The organism is Rhizobium sp. WSM409, assembly GCF_057653825.1.
This window is the reverse complement of sequence record NZ_JBYGKP010000002.1, coordinates 123,565-142,399: the sequence shown is the minus strand read 5'-3', so window position 1 is coordinate 142,399 and position 18,835 is coordinate 123,565. Positions and strand designations below refer to the sequence as shown.

At 60.5% G+C, this 18,835-nt stretch carries 17 protein-coding genes; 8 read left to right on the top strand and 9 right to left on the bottom strand.

Annotation, left to right across the window (positions count from 1 at the left end; all coding sequences use genetic code 11):
* Position 1: 1 nt before the first annotated feature.
* Positions 2 to 1,057 (top strand): Ldh family oxidoreductase, encoded by a 1,056-nt coding sequence (locus AC25BC_RS24235; RefSeq protein WP_128438829.1) that lies wholly within the window; start codon positions 2 to 4, stop codon positions 1,055 to 1,057.
* Positions 1,058 to 1,118: 61 nt separating this feature from the next.
* Here AC25BC_RS24235 and AC25BC_RS24230 read toward each other — a convergent pair whose 3' ends face one another.
* Positions 1,119 to 2,885 carry an SLC13 family permease gene (locus AC25BC_RS24230; protein ID WP_128406702.1) on the bottom strand — a complete coding sequence of 589 codons (1,767 nt, stop codon included), beginning with the start codon at positions 2,883 to 2,885 and terminating at the stop codon, positions 1,119 to 1,121.
* Between the two features lie 177 nt (positions 2,886 to 3,062).
* Here AC25BC_RS24230 and ligD (AC25BC_RS24225) point away from each other — a divergent pair, with 177 nt between their 5' ends.
* From ligD (AC25BC_RS24225) to AC25BC_RS24195, 7 genes are all read left to right on the top strand, one after another.
* Positions 3,063 to 5,708: a DNA ligase D gene (gene ligD, locus AC25BC_RS24225; protein WP_128438830.1), complete on the top strand. Its 2,646-nt coding sequence runs from the start codon at positions 3,063 to 3,065 to the stop codon at positions 5,706 to 5,708.
* Positions 5,709 to 5,914: 206 nt separating this feature from the next.
* Positions 5,915 to 6,640 (top strand): FadR/GntR family transcriptional regulator, encoded by a 726-nt coding sequence (locus tag AC25BC_RS24220; protein WP_003562459.1) that lies wholly within the window; start codon positions 5,915 to 5,917, stop codon positions 6,638 to 6,640.
* Positions 6,641 to 6,661: 21 nt separating this feature from the next.
* Positions 6,662 to 7,648 (top strand): D-erythronate dehydrogenase, encoded by a 987-nt coding sequence (gene denD / locus AC25BC_RS24215; RefSeq protein WP_012755641.1) that lies wholly within the window; start codon positions 6,662 to 6,664, stop codon positions 7,646 to 7,648.
* Positions 7,649 to 7,802: 154 nt separating this feature from the next.
* Entirely contained in the window at positions 7,803 to 8,870 is a 1,068-nt protein-coding gene (locus tag AC25BC_RS24210) for an ABC transporter ATP-binding protein (RefSeq protein ID WP_012755640.1), read from the top strand.
* 150 nt (positions 8,871 to 9,020) lie between these two features.
* The gene (locus tag AC25BC_RS24205) at positions 9,021 to 10,325 is read left to right on the top strand and encodes an ABC transporter substrate-binding protein (RefSeq protein WP_128438831.1); all 1,305 of its coding nucleotides are present in this window, start codon (positions 9,021 to 9,023) and stop codon (positions 10,323 to 10,325) included.
* 84 nt (positions 10,326 to 10,409) lie between these two features.
* Positions 10,410 to 11,342, top strand: a complete 933-nt coding sequence (locus AC25BC_RS24200) for a carbohydrate ABC transporter permease (protein WP_012755639.1) — start codon at positions 10,410 to 10,412, stop codon at positions 11,340 to 11,342.
* A gap of 12 nt (positions 11,343 to 11,354) precedes the next feature.
* On the top strand, positions 11,355 to 12,254 hold the full coding sequence (locus AC25BC_RS24195; protein WP_012755638.1) for a carbohydrate ABC transporter permease: 900 nt from the start codon (positions 11,355 to 11,357) through the stop codon (positions 12,252 to 12,254).
* A gap of 91 nt (positions 12,255 to 12,345) precedes the next feature.
* Here AC25BC_RS24195 and AC25BC_RS24190 read toward each other — a convergent pair whose 3' ends face one another.
* The 8 genes from AC25BC_RS24190 to AC25BC_RS24155 all read right to left on the bottom strand — a co-directional run bounded on the left by AC25BC_RS24190 (position 12,346) and on the right by AC25BC_RS24155 (position 18,826).
* Positions 12,346 to 12,741, bottom strand: a complete 396-nt coding sequence (locus AC25BC_RS24190) for a hypothetical protein (RefSeq protein WP_012755637.1) — start codon at positions 12,739 to 12,741, stop codon at positions 12,346 to 12,348.
* A 40-nt stretch (positions 12,742 to 12,781) separates the two neighbouring features.
* Complete coding sequence (locus tag AC25BC_RS24185) at positions 12,782 to 13,015, bottom strand: BrnA antitoxin family protein (RefSeq protein WP_113545621.1); 234 nt, start codon at positions 13,013 to 13,015, stop codon at positions 12,782 to 12,784.
* A 367-nt stretch (positions 13,016 to 13,382) separates the two neighbouring features.
* Positions 13,383 to 14,423: a non-homologous end-joining DNA ligase gene (gene ligD, locus AC25BC_RS24180; protein ID WP_128438832.1), complete on the bottom strand. Its 1,041-nt coding sequence runs from the start codon at positions 14,421 to 14,423 to the stop codon at positions 13,383 to 13,385.
* Between the two features lie 352 nt (positions 14,424 to 14,775).
* Complete coding sequence (gene derI / locus AC25BC_RS24175) at positions 14,776 to 15,231, bottom strand: D-erythrulose-4-phosphate isomerase (RefSeq protein WP_017996196.1); 456 nt, start codon at positions 15,229 to 15,231, stop codon at positions 14,776 to 14,778.
* Positions 15,232 to 15,242: 11 nt separating this feature from the next.
* Complete coding sequence (locus tag AC25BC_RS24170) at positions 15,243 to 16,013, bottom strand: triose-phosphate isomerase (RefSeq protein ID WP_128438833.1); 771 nt, start codon at positions 16,011 to 16,013, stop codon at positions 15,243 to 15,245.
* Positions 16,010 to 16,786: a DeoR/GlpR family DNA-binding transcription regulator gene (locus AC25BC_RS24165; protein WP_128438834.1), complete on the bottom strand. Its 777-nt coding sequence runs from the start codon at positions 16,784 to 16,786 to the stop codon at positions 16,010 to 16,012. The genes AC25BC_RS24170 and AC25BC_RS24165 overlap by 4 nt, the downstream gene beginning before the upstream one ends.
* A 101-nt stretch (positions 16,787 to 16,887) precedes the next feature.
* Positions 16,888 to 17,823 carry a sugar-binding transcriptional regulator gene (locus AC25BC_RS24160; RefSeq protein ID WP_128438835.1) on the bottom strand — a complete coding sequence of 312 codons (936 nt, stop codon included), beginning with the start codon at positions 17,821 to 17,823 and terminating at the stop codon, positions 16,888 to 16,890.
* A gap of 70 nt (positions 17,824 to 17,893) precedes the next feature.
* Positions 17,894 to 18,826 carry a sugar phosphate isomerase/epimerase family protein gene (locus AC25BC_RS24155; RefSeq protein ID WP_128438836.1) on the bottom strand — a complete coding sequence of 311 codons (933 nt, stop codon included), beginning with the start codon at positions 18,824 to 18,826 and terminating at the stop codon, positions 17,894 to 17,896.
* Positions 18,827 to 18,835: the final 9 nt, after the last annotated feature.

Below are 18,835 nucleotides of genomic sequence, written 5' to 3'. Positions count from 1 at the left end.
GATGCCGCTGATTGACCGCATTGCCCTGACTCAATTCGCAAAGCAGATATTGACCCGCGCCGGCATGGAGGCCGACAAGGCCGAAACGACTGCCGCCATCCTGGTGGAAGGCGACATGATCGGCCACGAAACCCATGGCGTCAGTCTTTTGAGCTGGTATGTCGAGGCGTTGGAAGACGGCTCGCTGGCAAAGTCCGGCAGCTATGAGATCGTCAATGACCGCGGCGCAGCCTTTGTTTGGGACGGCAAATCCCTGCCGGGCGCATGGCTGCTGACGAAGGCGATCGAGCAGGCCTGCGAACGGGTCGGCGATCATGGCGTCGTCACCGCCGCGATCCGCAACTGCCACCATACCTGCGCGCTTTCAGCCTTCATGCGGCAGGTAACCGAACGGGGCCTCATCGTACAGCTGTCGGTCTCGCATCCCGCGGCGAGCCGCGTTGCGCCCTATGGCGGCACGAAGCCGCTTCTGACGCCCAACCCTATGGCGGCCGGCTTCCCGACATCTGCGGATCCGATCCTGATCGACGTCTCGGCCTCGATCACCACCACGACCATGACGCAAAACCTGGCGAAGGCCGGCAAGAAATTTCCTGAGGCCTGGGCTTTCACTGTCGCAGGCGAGCCGACCGATGATCCGCGCGAGGTGACGGAACGGGGCGGGACGATGATGCCTCTCGGCGGCCAGTTGAAGGGGCACAAGGGTTTTGGGCTCGGACTGATCGTCGAGTTGCTGGGGCAGGGGCTTTCCGGCAAGGGACGGGCGAACACGCCATCCGGTGTCTTTTCGCAAAGCGCCTTCCTTCAGGTCATCGATCCGGCTTTTTTTGCCGGGCTCGATGCCTTTACAGCGCAGTCTGACTTTCTCGCCTCTGCCTGCCGCAGCAATCCTCCGGCGCCCTGGAACAATGGCCCCGTTCGCATGCCGGGCGACAGCGCAGCGCAAAAGCGCCGCTCGGCGTTAGAAGAGGGCGTGCCGGTCGGCGATGCAGCTTGGCAAAAGCTTTGCAAACATGCCGAGATCCTAGGCTTGCCTATTCCCGACGTCACCGCGTGAGGAACACAACTCTGCTTCGAAATTTCTTATCGGTCACCGCAACATCCGGTGTCAGGTGCAATCAGATCGGCCAGACCAATAACAGGATCGGCACGCTGACGAGCACCACAATGAGCGACAGCGGCAGACCCAGTCGGGCGTAGTCACCAAAACGATATCCGCCCGGTCCCATCACCAGCGTGTTGCACTGGTGTCCGATGGGCGTGAGGAAGTCGCTGCCGGCTCCAATTGCCACCGCCATCAGAAAGGCATCGGGCCTGAAGCCCAGCTTCTCGGCAAAGGTCGCGGCGATCGGGGCCATGACCAGAACCGTCGCTGCGTTGTTCAAAAACGGGGTTACGGCCATGGCCGCAACCAGGATCAGAGCCAAAGCACCGAAGGGCGGGAGCATTTCGGCGGTTCGCGAGAGGAGGTCCGCGATGATGTCGGTGGTTCCTGTGGTCCTGAGCGCGTCGCTGATCGGAATGAGAGCGGCCAGCATGATCAGAATGGGCGCATCGAGATGCTGATAAACTTCCCGCAAAGGAACGCATCCGGTGACCACCATCAGAAAAGCGGCGGCGAAAAACGCTGTCGCAACGGGAATGCCCCCGAAGGCTGTTGCTCCCATCGTTGCCATCAGGATAATGACGGGGATCATGCCATTGCGGGCGTTGCCGAGCTTCATATCTCGTTCGACCAGCGGCAAACATCCCCATTCGCGTAGAAGATCCGGTAGTTTCTGCAAGTCGCCCTGCAAGACCACGACGTCGCCATTGCGAATCTTGATCTCGCCCAGGCGCTCGGTGAAGCGCCTGTCGCGGCGGCTGACGGCAAGAAGGTTGAGGCCGGTATTGTGAAAGAGAGAAACGTCTTTTGCGCTGACGCCGATCAAGCGGGAATGTTCGCCAACGATAGCTTCGACTGAACTGATGTCTTGGCGCGTCTCAGGCTCGTGTTTACGGTCGGACAGTTGAAGCTTGGCTTCACTGACGATCTTGTCGAGGGCGCTCTGCTCCCCCTCGATAATAAGAAGGTCGCCATCCTTAAGCACCGTGTCGGGAAGGGGCGTTCGTCTTTGGCCGTTGCCACCGATAATCGCAGTCACCATCGCATCGCCGCCCGCCGGCTTCTGCAGCCAGCTGACGGACCGCCCGATCGCCCCTGATGGCGTGGTGACCTTGGCCTCGGTCGTGTAGTTTTTGATCGCCACCGCCTCATCCATCGACGTTTCGACCCGTGATCTTTCAGGCAGCAGCTTGTAGAACAGCGCCAGAAAGACAACGCCGGCGACCGAGAGCGCCAGGCCGACAGGCGTATAGTCAAACATCATGAACGGCTGCCCGGTGATCTCCTCGCGCACCCGGGAAACGATGATGTTCGGCGACGTGCCGATCTGCGTCATAAGCCCTCCGAGCAGAGAGGCGAAAGACATCGGCATCAGGAACATCGACGGTGATACGCGTGATTTCCGGGCCATCTGCACAGCGACCGGGATCATGATCGCCAGCGCACCAATGTTTTTGATGAAAGCCGACAGGGCTGCGACAATGGCAACCAGAATGATCAGCTGCATCCGTGGTCCGCGTCGTTCGGGAGAAAATCGGCGCAAGGCGACATCCATGATCCCCGATCTGGAGATCGCCGCACTGACGACGAGCGCGCTGCCAACGATGATGACAATGTCATCGGAAAAGCCGGAAAAAGCATTCTTGGCGGGAACGATGCCGACAATGATTGCAGCGAGAAGAGAGCTCACGGCGACTATATCGTATCGATAACGACCCCACAGGAACGCGCCCATCATCAGCGCGATGATGAGAAGAGATAGCCATTGATCAGCGCGCATGTTTGCATCCCGGTGGTAGCAATTAACGTTTCAAGCAAGAGAACGATGCGGCGAGGCCGAGAAATTTTTTCTCGTCTATCCCAGCCGTTTCATCCGCTGACGGCTGGAGGAGCACCCTGATGGAACTTCCAGCCGCCAGGCGGCATTTCGCTGTCGGGGCTGCTTTCGGGAACGACCATGGCCAGTGACAAACTATCGACCTATCGGTCGAAGCGCGACTTTAAAAAAACGGATGAGCCGAGCGGTGAAAAACGCCTCGCGCGCAGCAATCGCCGTCGCTTCGTCATCCAGAAACATGATGCCACCCGGCTGCACTACGACCTGCGGCTCGAGCTGGATGGCGTCTTCAAATCCTGGGCGGTCACCAAAGGCCCGTCTCTCGACCCGCACGACAAGCGGCTGGCAGTTGAGGTCGAGGATCATCCGCTCGACTATGGCGACTTCGAAGGCACCATTCCGAAGGGCCAGTATGGCGGTGGGACGGTCATGCTCTGGGACCGGGGCTATTGGGAACCGGAAGGAAAGAAGAGCCCCGAGCAGGCCCTCGCCAAGGGTGACTTCAAGTTCACCTTGGAAGGCAAACGCCTGCACGGTAGCTTCGTGCTGGTGCGCATGCGCAATGATCGCAACGGCGGCAACCGGACAAATTGGCTGCTCATCAAACACCATGATGAGTTCTCCGTCGAAAACAAAGGCGAAGCGGTCCTCGAGGAGAACGACACCTCTGTCGCCTCCGGCCGAACCATGGAGATGATTGCCGGCGGCAAGGGACGAAAGCCCAGGCCTTTCATGATCGAGGGTGGCGACGTTCAGGCTGATGCCGTTTGGGACAGCAATCACGGACTGGCTGCCGAAGAGCGAAAAGACGACACCGGAGGCGGTCGGAAATCGAAACCGGCCACAAAGGTCGATCTGCCGGATTTCATTGCGCCGCAGCTCTGCCGGACACTGGAACGCCCTCCGGCAGGCACTGGCTGGGTTCACGAGATCAAATTCGACGGTTACCGGATCCAGATGCGAGTGCTGGATGGCGAGGCGACGCTGAAGACCAGGAAAGGGCTCGACTGGACGGCAAAATATCCCGAGATCGCCGAGGCGGCATCGACACTGCCCGATGCGATCATCGACGGCGAGATCTGCGCCCTCGACGATCATGGCGCTCCTGATTTCGCGGCCCTGCAGGCGGCCCTTTCGGAAGGCAAGACCGGCGAGCTCGTCTATTTCGCCTTCGATCTTCTCTATGAGGGTGGCGAGGATGTGCGATCGCTGCCGCTCATCGAGCGCAAGGCGCGGCTTCAAAGCCTTCTGTCCGACGCCGGCGATGATCCGCGCGTCCGTTTCGTCGAGCATTTCGACACCGGCGGTGATGCAGTTCTCCAGTCTGCCTGCAAGCTTTCACTGGAAGGCATCGTCTCGAAAGAGGCGGATGCACCCTATCAATCCGGCCGCACCGAAAGCTGGGCGAAGTCGAAATGCCGCTCCGGCCACGAGGTGGTGATCGGCGCCTATGCCCAGACCAACGGGAAATTCCGATCCCTGCTGGTCGGCGTCTACCACGGCGACCACTTCGTCTATGTCGGCCGCGTCGGCACGGGATATGGCGCGAAGAAAGTGGAAACGCTGCTTCCGAAGTTGAAAGCGCTCGAGACGGCGAAATCGCCGTTCACCGGCATCGGCGCGCCGAAGAAGGAGGCCGAGGTCATCTGGCTAAAACCCGAGCTAGTGGCGGAAATCGAATTCGCAGGCTGGACCGCAGACGGCATTGTCCGGCAGGCGGCCTTCAAGGGACTGCGGGAAGACAAGCCGGCCAAAGAGGTCAAGGCCGAACGGCCGGCAAAGCCCGCGCAAACTGACGTGCCACAGCCGACGGTGGAGGCGAAAACCAGACCCGTCCGCAAAAAAGGCGCCAAGGCCGAGGTCATGGGGGTGCTGATCTCCAACCCGGACAAGCCGCTGTGGCCGGATGCCAATGACGGCAAAACCGTTACCAAGGAGGACCTGGCCTGCTACTACGAAGCCGTCGGTTCGTGGCTGATCGAGCACATCAAGGGACGTCCGTGTTCGATCATCCGTACACCCGACGGGATCGGCGGCGAGCAGTTTTTTCAGCGTCATGCGATGCCCGGCACCTCGAATCTTGTCGAATTGGTCAAGGTTTTCGGCGACAAAAAACCATACCTGCAGATCGACCGTATCGAAGGCCTTGCTGCCGTCGCGCAGATCGGCGCCGTCGAGCTGCATCCCTGGAATTGCGAACCGCGTCAGCCTGAGGTGCCCGGCCGGCTCGTCTTCGACCTTGATCCAGGTCCGGATGTGCCCTTCTCCGCGGTCGTTTCGGCGGCCCGCGAAATGCGGGACCGTCTCGACGCGCTGGGAATGATCAGCTTTTGCAAGACCACTGGGGGCAAGGGTCTGCACGTCGTCACTCCGCTTGCGATCAACAAACGCAAGCCGCTTTCGTGGGCCGAAGCGAAGGGATTTGCCCACGACGTCTGCCAGCAGATGGCACGCGACAATCCCGAACTCTATCTGATCAAGATGACGAAGAGCCTGAGGGATGGCCGGATCTTCCTGGACTATCTGCGCAACGATCGGATGGCGACGGCGGTTGCACCTTTGTCGCCGCGCGCCCGGCCGGGTGCCACCGTCTCGATGCCGCTGACCTGGACCCAGGTCAAATCTGATCTTGACCCGAAGCGCTTCACCATTCGCACCGTCCCGACGCTGCTGTCGAAGTCCTCTGCCTGGGAGGATTACGGCGATGGCAAGCGTCCGCTGGAACAGGCGATCAAGCGGCTCGGCAAAGTCTCCAAAGTGGCTTGAGCGTTATCGGACTATGGACCGTCCGGCACTGTGATCAGCCGGCTTTCTCGGCGTGAATTTTCTCGGCGCGCTGATATTGCCATTCAAAAAACTGCTCCAAATATCGGTGGGTAAATCGCAGCCATCATGCGTTGACAATCCTCTTTCGCTCAGGTCTACTGGTCCACTTACCGGACCAGTGGACCTGAGCGGGGAGGGGAAAAGCAATGGACGTTCGAGCGATGCTCGAAGACGTTGCGGCGCTCGGTGGAGCGCCGAAGAAGTCGATGAAAGACTTCGTTGTCCAGAAGATTGCGACCTTCATTGCCACCGGCATTCTCAAGGTAGGCGATCCGTTGCCAAGCGAACGTGAACTCGCCTCCGCACTCTCGGTCAGCCGCGAGACCGTCCGTGGGGCGATCCTTATCCTTTCCACCCATGGGATTCTCTCGGTTGTGCACGGAACGCGCACGGTAGTGGCATCGGAGGACGTCGGCGAATTGGCCGTCCAGGCTGCGCGCTATCGCGACATCGCGGCCTACAGTCTCGACAATGTTCATGAGGCCCGGCTTCTTATTGAAGCGCAGGTCGTCAGGGCTGCCGCGCTCAAGATGGAGCCTTCAACTTTTGATTATCTCCGCAAGTCGATCACAGCGCAGGAGGCCGCCTGTGACGATCCTGTGCGTTTTTTGATATGTGACCGGGAATTTCACACCGTTATCTACCGTTCCAGCGGCAACGCGGTGCTGGCTGATATGGCCGCCGACCTCTATTCCTATCTTCTGAGCCACCGAAGGCGCGTCGTATCGCAGCCCGGAACGATCACCACGAGCATCGCCGATCACCGGTTGATCCTCGCTGGTTTGGAGACGCGGGACCCGGATGCCGCATGCACGGCCTTCGCAATCCACGAAACCCGTATTTATACGACGACCAAGTTACTCTTCTCGTAGTTCGCAAGGAGGCGAAACACGATGCATATTCTCATTATCGGGGCGGGAGGAATGATCGGCCGGAAGCTCGCAGCCACGCTGGGGCGCAGCGGGTCACTCGGCGGCGATACAATCACGCGCATGACGCTCGTGGATATCGCGCCTCCGCCGATACCCGCCGGTGTCGTTGCGCCGGTGGAAGCGCTGGCTGCCGATATTTCCGAAAGCGGCGCAGCGGAAGCCCTGGCGGCTCGCCGGGCCGATGTGATCTTCCATCTCGCCGCGATCGTTTCCGGCGAAGCCGAGCGCAATTTCGACCTCGGCTACAAGGTCAATCTCGACGGCACGCGATTGCTGTTGGAAGCGATCCGCCGGGAAGGAAGCCGCCAAGCCTATGTTCCCCGGTTCGTATTCTCCTCGTCGATCGCGGTCTATGGCTCGCCGTTTCCCGATCCCATTCCCGATGATTACGTGCTCGCACCTCTGACCAGCTACGGAGTCCAGAAGGCGATTTCCGAGCTTCTGCTTGCCGACTATTCGCGGCGCGGCTTTATCGACGGCGTCGGAATCCGGCTGCCGACCATCGTGATCCGGCCGGGTGCGCCGAATGCCGCCGCATCGGGCTTCTTTTCCGGAATCCTGCGTGAACCGCTTGCAGGCCAGCGGGCTGTTCTTCCGGTCGAGGAAACGGTCAAGCACTGGCTGGCAAGCCCGCGTTCCGCCATCAAGTTCCTGATCCATGCGGCGACGCTCGACACCGCGGCGCTGGGTGTCCGGCGCACGCTCACCATGCCGGGCGTCGCCGCCACCGTTGCCGACCAGATTGCCGCCTTACGCCGTGCTGCCGGTCCCGAGGCGGCGGAGTTGATCGATCGTCGCCGCGACGAGGTCATTGAAGGGATCGTCGCCGGATGGCCGAAGTCCTTTACGCCCGAACGGGCGACGCAACTGGGTTTCGTCGCCGAAACCACGGTGGACGAGCTGATCGAGGTCTACCTCGCCGAAGACGCTCCGGGTGCGTCCAAATGAGGTTGAGCCGCCCCATAGGAGGAGAGTGCCGCCAGGGCACACCCGCATATTCGGGATTGCCCTGGCAAAGGACTTGAGAACATAAGGCCGCCGGCAAGAGATACGAAAATACGAATACATAGCATGTAGCGCTCGATTTCTGGGAGGAGTGGGTATGGCAGGCGTTCAATTCGCGGATGTGCGGAAATCATTCGGGACATTTCCGGTCATCAAAGGCGTGGATATCGACATTGCCGACGGGGAGTTCGTGATCCTGGTCGGCCCGTCGGGTTGTGGAAAATCCACTCTTCTGCGGATGCTGGCGGGACTTGAGAATATTTCCGGCGGCGAGATCAAGATCGGCGGGCGCGTGGTCAACACGCTGCCGCCCAAGGACCGTGACATCGCCATGGTGTTCCAGAACTATGCGCTCTATCCGCATATGACGGTACAGGAGAACATGGGTTTCTCGCTGATGCTGAACAAGGCACCGAAGGCGGAAGCCGAGAAGCGGGTGAAATATGCCGCCGGCATCCTCGGTCTCGACAAATTGCTCGACCGTTATCCGCGCCAGCTTTCCGGCGGTCAGCGCCAGCGTGTCGCCATGGGGCGGGCGATCGTCCGCGATCCGGAAGTCTTTCTGTTCGACGAACCGCTATCCAACCTCGATGCGAAGCTGCGCGTCGCCATGCGCGCCGAAATCAAGGAACTGCACCAGCGGCTGAAAACGACGACGGTCTATGTCACCCACGACCAGATCGAGGCCATGACCATGGCCGACAAGATCGTCGTCATGCATGACGGCGTCGTCGAGCAGATCGGCACACCGCTCGAGCTCTACGACAAGCCGGCCAATCTCTTCGTTGGCGGGTTTATCGGCTCGCCGGCGATGAACATGATCAAGGGCAGGCTCGAACCCGAAAACCCGACAAGTTTCAGGGCATCCGACGGCACTGCGCTCCCGGTCGCCAATCCGCCAGCCGACGCCATCGGCCGCGACCTCGTCTACGGGCTGCGCCCGGAATACATTTTACTCGATGCCAACGGGTTGCCCGGCGAAATCGTGGTGATCGAGCCGACCGGCTACGAGACGCATCTTATCCTCAGGCTCGGCGGCAGCGACCTCAGCTGCGTCTTCCGCGAACGCGTCAGCGCGCGGCCGGGCGAAACCCTGCGCGTTTCTATCGACGCCGCGCATGTTCATCTCTTCGACACCGAAACCGGGCGGAGATTGACAGACTGAGGCCGGCCGGCGGCGGCGCGGGGCGGAGGAGCCCTCTCGTCACCCGCAGACAGGCACGCATCCCCTGTCAGGGATGCAAGGACCGTCGTTCACCAAGCGGGAAGTGAACGACGGGGAGTTCGCACCCGCTTTTTAATGAGGAGGAATCTCATGAGGATCAGAAGACGTGACTTTCTTGCCGCCTCGGCTGCCGTCGCCGGCGCCGCCGGCCTCGGCATCCGGCCGACCTTCGCGCAGGCTGAACCGACCTACACGCCGGAAAGCGGCGCCAGCCTGCGGCTGCTGCGCTGGACACCCTTCGTCAAGGGCGACGAGGAGGCCTGGATTGCAAACACCAAGAAGTTCACCGAAGCGACCGGCGTCGAGGTGCGCATCGACAAGGAAAGCTGGGAAGATATACGCCCGAAGGCTGCCGTCGCGGCCAATGTCGGCTCCGGCCCGGACCTCATCATGTGCTGGTTCGACGACGCTCACCAGTATCCCGACAAGCTGGTCGACCTGACCGAACTCGCCAACTATCTCGGCAACAAATATGGCGGCTGGTACGACGGTGTGAAGGGCTATGCCGCGCGCGGCGATACCTTCATCGCCATGCCGCTGGCGGCAATCGGCAATGCGGTGGTCTATCGCGACACTCACGTGAAAGCAGCTGGCTTCAGCGAGTTCCCGAAGGACACGGCAGGCTTCCTCGAGCTTTGCAAGGCGATGAAAGCCAAGGGCACGCCGGCCGGCTTCCCGCACGGCAAGGCCGTCGGCGACGGCAACAACTACGCCCACTGGCTGCTTTGGAGCCATGGCGGCAAGATGGTCGACGAAGGCGGCAAGGTGACGATCAACAGCCCGGAAACGCTGGCGTCGATCAACTATGCCAAGGAACTCTATGCGACCTTCATTCCGGGCACGGAAAGCTGGCAGGACGTCAACAACAACCGCGCCTTCCTCGCCGGCCAGGTGTCGCTGATCGCCAACGGCGTCTCGGTCTATTACACGGCCAAGAACGACCCGAAGCTCGCCGAGATCGCCAAGGACATCCGCACGACGAATTTCCCGATCGGCCCGGTTGGCCAGAGCGTCGAGCTTTTCCAGACGAGCTCGCTGCTTCTCTTCAAGCATACGAAATATCCGGAAGCGGCGAAGGCCTACATCAAGTTCATGATGGAAGCCGACCAGATGAATGCCTGGATCCAGGGCTCAAGCGCCTATTGCTGCCAGCCGCTCAAGGCTTTCGCCAAGAACCCGATCTGGACATCCGATCCGATCCACGCGCCTTATGCACGTGCCTCGGAAAAGCTGCGTCCGAACGGCTATGCCGGCCCACTCGGTTATGCCTCGGCAGCGACCATGGCCGATTACGTTCTGGTCGACATGTATGCCGCCGCCGTCACCGGCCAGATGTCGCCCGAGGATGCGATGAAGGAAGCTGAACGGCGGGCCAACCGCTACTACCGCGTCTGAGCCGCGCTTCAAAGCAAGCGGCATGCCGGCTGCGGCATGCCGCAACGTCCTCTGAGAGTTCAAGTGCAATCTGGGAGATAAGCAATGTCGATGGTGAATCCGGAGGATAGACGCGGGCCGATCTCCTCGCTCCTGCAGAACAACAATGTTCTCGGCTTCCTGTTCATGCTGCCAGCGGCAGTGTTCCTCGTCTGCTTTCTGACCTATCCGCTGGGGCTCGGTGTCTGGCTCGGCTTCACCGATACGAGGATCGGCCGCGACGGCGTCTTCATCGGCCTGGAGAACTACCAGTTCCTGATGGACGACAGCGTCTTCTGGCTGTCGGTCTTCAACACCATTCTCTATACCTCCGTTGCCTCGGTGCTGAAATTCGCGCTCGGCCTCTGGCTGGCGATGCTGCTCAATCAGCACCTACCGTTCAAGTCCTTCTTCCGGGCGATCGTGCTGCTTCCCTGGGTCGTGCCGACGGTGCTTTCGGCGCTGGCCTTCTGGTGGATCTACGATTCCCAGTTTTCGATCATCTCCTGGTCGCTGATGCAGCTGGGGTTGATCAACGGACCGATCAATTTTCTCGGCGACCCCATCAATGCGCGCATATCCGTCATCGTCGCCAATGTCTGGCGCGGCATTCCCTTCGTGGCGATCTCGCTGCTTGCGGGGCTGCAGACGATTCCGGCGTCGCTGCAGGAGGCCGCCTCTCTCGACGGCGCCACGAGCTGGCAACGGTTCCGCTATGTGACGCTGCCGATGTTGACGCCGATCATTGCCGTTGTGATGACCTTCTCGGTTCTCTTCACCTTTACGGATTTCCAGCTCATCTACGTGCTGACCAAGGGGGGACCGGTCAACGCGACGCATCTGATGGCGACGCTATCGTTCCAGCGCGGCATTCCGGGCGGTCAGCTCGGAGAAGGTGCGGCCATCGCAGTCGCCATGGTGCCCTTCCTGCTCGGCGCCATCATGTTTAGCTTCTTCGGCTTGCAACGGCGCAAATGGCAACAGGGCGGCCAGGATTAGGGGAGAGTGACGATGTCGATAAATTCAAACGCCGCCGATCAGGTCGTGACCGACAATGCCGAAGGCATGAGCTATCTGAACCGCCTGCCGCGGCGGATCGTGATGCTCTACCTGCCGATGGCCGTCTTCGTCGTCGTGCTGCTCTTCCCGTTCTACTGGATGGCGATCACCGCGGTGAAGCCGAACGACCAGCTGACCGACTACAGCAACTACAGCCCCTTCTGGGTGGTAGGCGCGACGCTCGATCACGTCAAATACCTGTTCTTTGAGACATCCTATCCGGGCTGGCTGTGGAACACGATGCTGGTCGCGGTCTGCTCCACCTTCCTCTCGCTGGTAGCCTCAGTCTTCGGCGCCTATGCGATCGAGCGCGTCCGCTTTACAGGCTCCCGTTCGGTTGGCCTCGTCATCTTCCTCGCCTATCTCGTGCCGCCGTCGATCCTCTTCATCCCGCTTGCCTTCATCGTCTTCAAGCTCGGGATCTATGACTCGCGGCTGGCGCTGATCTTCACCTATCCGACCTTCCTCATTCCCTTCTGCACCTGGCTGCTGATGGGCTATTTCCGCTCGATCCCATTCGAGCTGGAGGAAAGCGCGCTGGTGGACGGCGCCAACAGATGGCAGATTCTCACCAAGATCATCCTGCCGCTCGCCGTACCCGGACTGATTTCGGCTGGCATCTTCGCCTTCACGCTGTCCTGGAACGAATTCATCTATGCGCTAACCTTCATCCAGTCGTCGGAAAACAAAACCATCCCGGTCGGCGTGCTGACCGAACTGGTGCGCGGCGACGTCTTCGAATGGGGGGCACTGATGGCGGGCGCATTGTTCGGCTCGCTCCCGGTGGTCATCCTCTACTCGTTCTTCGTGGACTACTACGTCTCATCGATGACCGGGGCAGTGAAGGAGTGACATGTACCGCGGACACGCCTTGCTTCCTCCAGCATGCGACTGCTTGTTATCGCAGGAGGCGTGTCCGCCAATGGGATCAGTTGCCTGCCCGTTATGTATCGAAACCTCGTCTTGGCGAGATCGAATAGTTGTAAATCGCCGCGTAGCTCGTCGATACGAGCAGCGGAAGTGCGATGGTCTTGAGTATTTCCGGTGTACCGGTCGCCGCATGGATTGCCACGAGAATGCTGGCGGAGCCGAGACAAGCAATGAGAGGCGGCGCCCAAAATCGCGCAGATCCGACGAAGCGCTTCGAAAGCCAGTCGATCACAGATTTCAGGAACAGCGTCAGGCAGGCGGATATCGTCCCCTGCACAAGGCCGGCATAGAGCGGCAATGGCATGGCGTGCGCGAGATTGGCGAAAACCGCCCAGCTGCCCATTGCCAAAAAGGCGAAGAGAACATGGACAACGCCACTGCGGAGAAGCCGGTGCAGCGCATTCGGCATCACAGCGACCACCCGTGGCGGACAAGATGGCGCAACAGGGTCAGAGCCTGTTCTTCATCGCGGCGCGCAATGTATCGTTGATCCGATCCTGCCAACCGGGGCCATCTTCCTGGAAAAGGGCAAGCACATCACTGTCGATCTTGAGCGAAACGAGCTCCTTGATATTCGGCAGCGCTGGCCGCTCAACAGCTTGTTCGGGCTTCTTCTTCGCGGGTTTGAACAACGCTTCGGCAGCATCCATTGGATTGACAGGTCTGCGGGGCGTGTTTGCCATCGTTGTGACTTTCTATTGCCTGTCGGATCGACATATGAGCGGCATACGGGATCTCGGCTGCTTCGTCGACTATTTAGCTTGTTTTATCAGGACGATTTAGCCGACCTGCTCGACCGCCGGTCTGCTAGAGCCTTTCCGGCAGGTTCTGGATGCCAGACCTGCCGAGAATCTGACCATCAATCAGCCTTTTTGCGATACAGCAACTCATGAGCGCAGGAGATGCCTTCGTCCGCTCGGTGTTTACGTGAGCGTCGATATATTCCAATGGACGGCACATTTTTGGGCTTCTTCTGAAGGGCCTCTGATCGACGTTTTGACCTGCTGCAAGCGCTCAAATCTAGAGCATGAAGCCGAAAAGTATGAGCGGTTAGGTCATATCGAAGACTGCGGCATTATCCTGGACCTCGCGCAGCCCCTTGTACGAAGCATGGCGGAGATTGCCGTCATCCGTCCAGCCGCGAAACTCGATCTCAGCGATCAGCGTCGGCTGGACGAGGACGAGGCGCTTGCCATTCAGCGGAACGACCGGCCGGTTGGTCTTTAACCGGTCCAGCGTCTTTTTCAGGTATTCAGCATCCCTGGCACCGAAACCAGTTCCGACGGAGCCAACGTAAATCCAGTCGAGCCCTCGTCTGCCGGCCAGCAGTAGCCTGCCGATGCCGCCGCGGGCGGATGCGGACTGCTCATAACCGACGATCATGAAGCTCTCGCTCTGGACGCATTTGATCTTCAGCCAGTCGCCCGTACGGCCACTGCCGTAGGGCCGGTCGCGATGCTTGGCGATGATACCTTCCAGATGACGATGGCAGGCGTGCTCGAGGAGTTCTTCGGCCGGCAGCTCTATCTGCTCGGAGAGGCGGATCGTCTGATCGTCGCCGCCCGGTATCAGGTCTTCGAGCAGGTGTCGGCGTACGTCAAGCTCGGTGCCGGTCAGATCGTGTCCATCGAGATAGAGAAGGTCGAAGGCGACGAGGATCGACTCGGTCGATACTCGCTTGCCTCCCCGCCCGCCGAGCGAACGCTGCAGGGCACCAAAATCCGATCGGCCGTTATCATCGAGTACAACGGCCTCGCCGTCGAGAATGGCGGTCGTTACGCCAAGCTCTTTCGCTGCCGCGGCGATGGTGGGGAAGCGATGGGTCCAGTCATGGCCGCCACGGGTGATGACCCGCACGCCCTTCGGCTCAACGTGGATTGCCAATCGATAGCCATCCAGCTTCACCTCATAGAGCCAATCCGGCCCAATGGGCACAGTCGGCTTCAGCAGCGCGAGGCAGGGCTCGACGCGCGATGGCATTGGATCGAAGGGCAGGCTGGGCTGGTCAGGATCGCGTCTGCGGATCGGACGAGAATGCAGCGTTGAGTGAGACTCGTCGAGCAAGGGCAGTGGGCGGCGCGTGCGCTTCATGATTAAGTCTGACGCCTCCCCGAGCGGTTTTCCACTTCGACCGGCTTGCGCCGAGCACTCATGATTCTGATGACATTGCCCGGTGCCGGCCCTTGCTTTTCCCCAGCCTTGGACTTTGTCCTGCTCGGCTTTTTCATCTGCTTCTTCTTCGCTTCGATGGCAACAACGCGACTCAACCGAATCACACGGCGGATTGTTCCGAGTCGAAACGAATCTCAATTCAACGACTTAACGCGGAGATGCCTCCCGTATTCCGCGTCCCGAATTCGCTGCCGGATCTGGATCGGGTCGAGCAGTCCTCGGGTGCGGCCTCAGTGACATCGAACACACCCCTGCCCGGCATCGTCATTCTTCAGCGGGCGCTGTATTTCGCGTCGAGATCATCCATGGCCTTGACGTTACCGGCAGAGCGGCCGTTCTCGTCGAAGGTCTGGGCAAGAAACGCGTCAGCGATCGACTTTGCAAGCTCCGTGCCGATGACGCGGGCTCCCATGGTGATGATCTGCGCATTGTTGGAAAGCGCGGCACGCTCGGCAGAATAGGTGTCGTGCGTCAGGGCGGCGCGGATGCCCGGAACCTTGTTGGCCGAGATGCAGACGCCGATGCCGGTGCCGCAAACGAGGATCGCCTTGTCGTAGGTGCCGTCGATGACGCCTGAGGCAACGCGGTCCGAGAGGTTGGCGTAGAAAGGATCGGCACCGGCGCTCGTGCGCGAGACTTCGTAGACGTCGAAGCGCTCTTTCAGATGGTCAGCCAGAATCTTGGCGAGGCCTTCGCCGGCGCTGTCTCCTGCAATGGCAAGTTTCATTGTCTTTCTCCTCAGAGTTTGGCGGCGCATTTGGCCAGGATGTCGAGGTAACCTTCGACATTCCAGGCCGAACGGCCGATGAAGAGCCCGTCGATATGCGGGCTCGAAATCAGTTCTTCGCAGTTCTGCGGGTTGACCGACCCACCATAAAGGCAGGGGATCTTCCGGCCCAGCACCGTTTCGGCAACGGCGATGATTTCAGACTGGCGGGCATCGGCATAATCCGCAGTCGCCGGAATGCCCTTCTCGCCGATCGCCCAGACCGGCTCGTAGGCGAGCAGGATTTCGGCGCTTTTCTGGGCGCCCGAAAGTTTCGAAAGCGCGCCGCGCACCTGGGTCGCGAGGATGTCGGCAGCCTTTCCGCTTTCGCGGTCGGAAAGCGTCTCGCCAATGCAGATCAGCGGAACGAGACCGTGGCGAACGGCCGCTTCAGTCTTCAGACCCACAGTCTCGTCGGTCTCACCAAAATGTTCGCGCCGTTCCGAATGACCGAGCTCGACGAGATCGAGATTGCAGTCCTTCAGCATTACCGGCGAGACTTCGCCGGTCCAGGCACCCTGGTCGGCCCAATGCATGTTCTGGGCGCCGACCTTCACCGAAGTTTTGGCAAGCATCGCCTTGACCTCGCGCACGGCGATGAAAGACGGAATGACGAAGCGCTGGATACGCGGGTCGCGTGCGGCGTCGGCAGCTTCGAGACCGCGGGCGAAGTGTTCGGCTTCAGCAAGCGTCTTGTTCATCTTCCAGCTGGTGCCAATCCAGAAGCGCGGCTTTTCGGTCATGTCGGATCCTGCGTTGATGCGATGGTGAGCGTAATGCCCGCCTGCTCGAATTCTTCCAGGACAGCAGCATCCGGTGCGCTGTCGGTAATAATCGCGTCGAAGTCGGCCAGGTCCGCCATGACATGCAGGGCGGTGTGGCCGATGCGCTGATGGTTGACCAGAAGGCAGGTCCTGGTCGACGACGCGATCATCGCCCGTTTGGCGCGCACGACGTTATCGTCCATGTGATAGGCGCGCCCGCCGCTGACGGCGGGCGTTGAAATGAAGGCGATGTCGGCCCTCAGCCGCGACAGTGCCTCCTCGGTGACGACGCCGAGATAGGCGTTGAATTTCGCCGAATAGATACCGCCAAGCGCGATCAGCGCGATGCCGGCTTCGCCTTTCAACCGCTCCATGATCGCCGCGTTGTTGGTGATCAAGGTCAGCGGCCGCTTCTGCAGCAGCATTTCGCCGAGCACGGCCGCCATCGAGCCGTCATTTACCATCACCGTCATCCCCGGTTCGACCAGTTCCAGCGCGGTCTGAGCCATAGCCAGCTTGGCTTCGTTGCCCTGGCGTTCGCGAATGCGGAAGTCGCTTTCGAACTGCGTTCCGGCGTCAATGGTCGCGCCGCCGCGAACCTTGCGCAGGACGCCGGCCTGCTCGAGATCGTCGAGATCGCGATGGATCGTCATCTTTGACACAGTGAAGCGATCGGCAAGGTCGTCGAGATCGACGGTCTTGTTTTCGACGAGCAGGTTGACGATCAACTGCTGCCGCTCTTCCCGCCTCATCCCGGTCTCCACCCTCGCTTAATGTTAAGATAACGGAGTTTGCGTGATAATCAACATTTATTCTGTGATTTTGCGATCAAAATATTGTTGTGTTTCCGTAGCTACCTCAGCAGCGCCTGCGCGGTTCGTTCGTCGGTGATCAGCCCGAAAAGACGGCGGCTATTCAAAATTGCCCGGATGGCCGGCACCTTCGACTGTCCGCCCGCCAGCGCCACGAGCCGCTCTTTCTTGGTCTTGGGAAAAGACGCAGAGAGCGTGCGTGCCGTCAGCGCGGTGTCGAGGATGTGGCCGTCGGCGTCGAAAAAATGTCCGAGGATCTCGCCGACGCCGCCGGCAGTGGCAATGTCGTCGATTTCACCGGGTTCGACCATCCCGGACAAAACCAGCTGCGCCTCGGCATCGACAGTGCCCAGGCCGACGAGCTTCAGGTCGGCATTATTGGCAAGGTCGAAGACCTCCTTGACGGCCCGCTGCGCCTTCAGCACTTCGCGGTCCTCGCCGGTATTGGCGAAAAAGGGAACCGGCATGACATAGGCATGGGCGCCGGTCTTTTCGGCGATGCGATGCATCACGTCATAGGGATTGGCGCCGTAATTTCGTGTCAGCCCGCCAAGCAATGAGACGAAACGCAGGTTCTTCGCGCTCACCCTCGGCATATATTGGACGGCGGCGGAAAGCGTGCGGCCATGACCAAGGCCGATGACCGTATTGTCGCCGCGCTCGATCTCGCGCTTGAGATAGCCGGCGCCGGCATGGCCGAGTGCGCGCAGTGGCAAGCCTTCCTCGCCGAGATCGGGTGCGACCTCGCAATATTGAAGCCCGAACCGTTCCGATAGCCGCATCTCCAGCTCGACACACTCGACGATATCCCCGTCGATGGTGACTTTGACGACGCCATCGGCGACCGCTCTGGCGATGAGGCGATGGGCCTTTACCGACGGCACGCCGAGGCGGCGAGCAACATCGGACTGCGTCAGACCACCGGCATAGTGAAGCCAGGCAGCACGCACGGCAAGCGTATCATCGGCGTCCGTCATCACGGCTCCTTTTCGAAGGTCATGCGGCGATTCCGCCGTATCGCAGTGCTGCCTTTTAAAGATCTCCGCCTCAGATGTTCAAGTCAGCGACGCCGGTGTCGATATGCGGCGCCCAGAAGGCGACGCTTTCGGCAATCTGCGGGATGACCTGGCGATCGTTCGGCTCGCGTTCCTTGAAGGAAAGTTCCAGGCAGATTTCATTGTCCTTCGCCCCACCTTCGGCCAGCGCCTGGAGCAGAGCTGCCGGCTGTATGCGGCCCTTGGCGTTGAATTCGGCGATAAAGGGCCGGTGCCCGCCCTTGTCCATCAAGCTCTGTTTAATGTGGATGATCGGAGATACCGGCGGGACGGCGCGTGCCCAGGCATAGGGGTCGTAGTCGTCGGGATTGGCGGAGGTGATGTCGCCATGATCGATATCCGCCATCATCCACATCGGGATAGCCATCCCGGCGCCTGTTAGACGCTCCTGCAGCGACAGGCAAGCGCCGATCGTCTCGCCGAACTCGCGGCCGATGCTCATCGGCTCCCAGAACAAGTAGGAGAGGCCTGCGGCGCGCGCATGATCGGCGACATCGGCCCAACAATCGATGGCGATCTTGATCAGTTCCTCGCGTCTGGCCGGATCGTCGAAGTCCTTATAGGTGAAGATCGCAAATTGCGTGCCGACCGAATGGCCGCCGAGATCGGCGGTGATGTCGGCAAAGGTCTTGAACCAGTCGACGTAGTAGCGGCGCACATCGGCATCCGGATGTCCGAAATGGTTGAGGCGCCCATAGGGGCCCGTCATGCCCGAGGTGACCCGCACGCCGGTGCGATTCAGTGCAGCGCTCATCGTGCGCGTCAGGCGGCTGATCACGGGCGCCTGCCAGCTCGGATTGATGAACTCGTGGGTCAGTTGAAGGTCGCGGATCCGCAGGTCACGCGCAACCGTATCGATCAGATCGTCTGGGTCGGCGAAGCGGTTCACCAGCGGATTGGTATTGAGCGAAAGGGTCAGCGGCATGGCGGCATC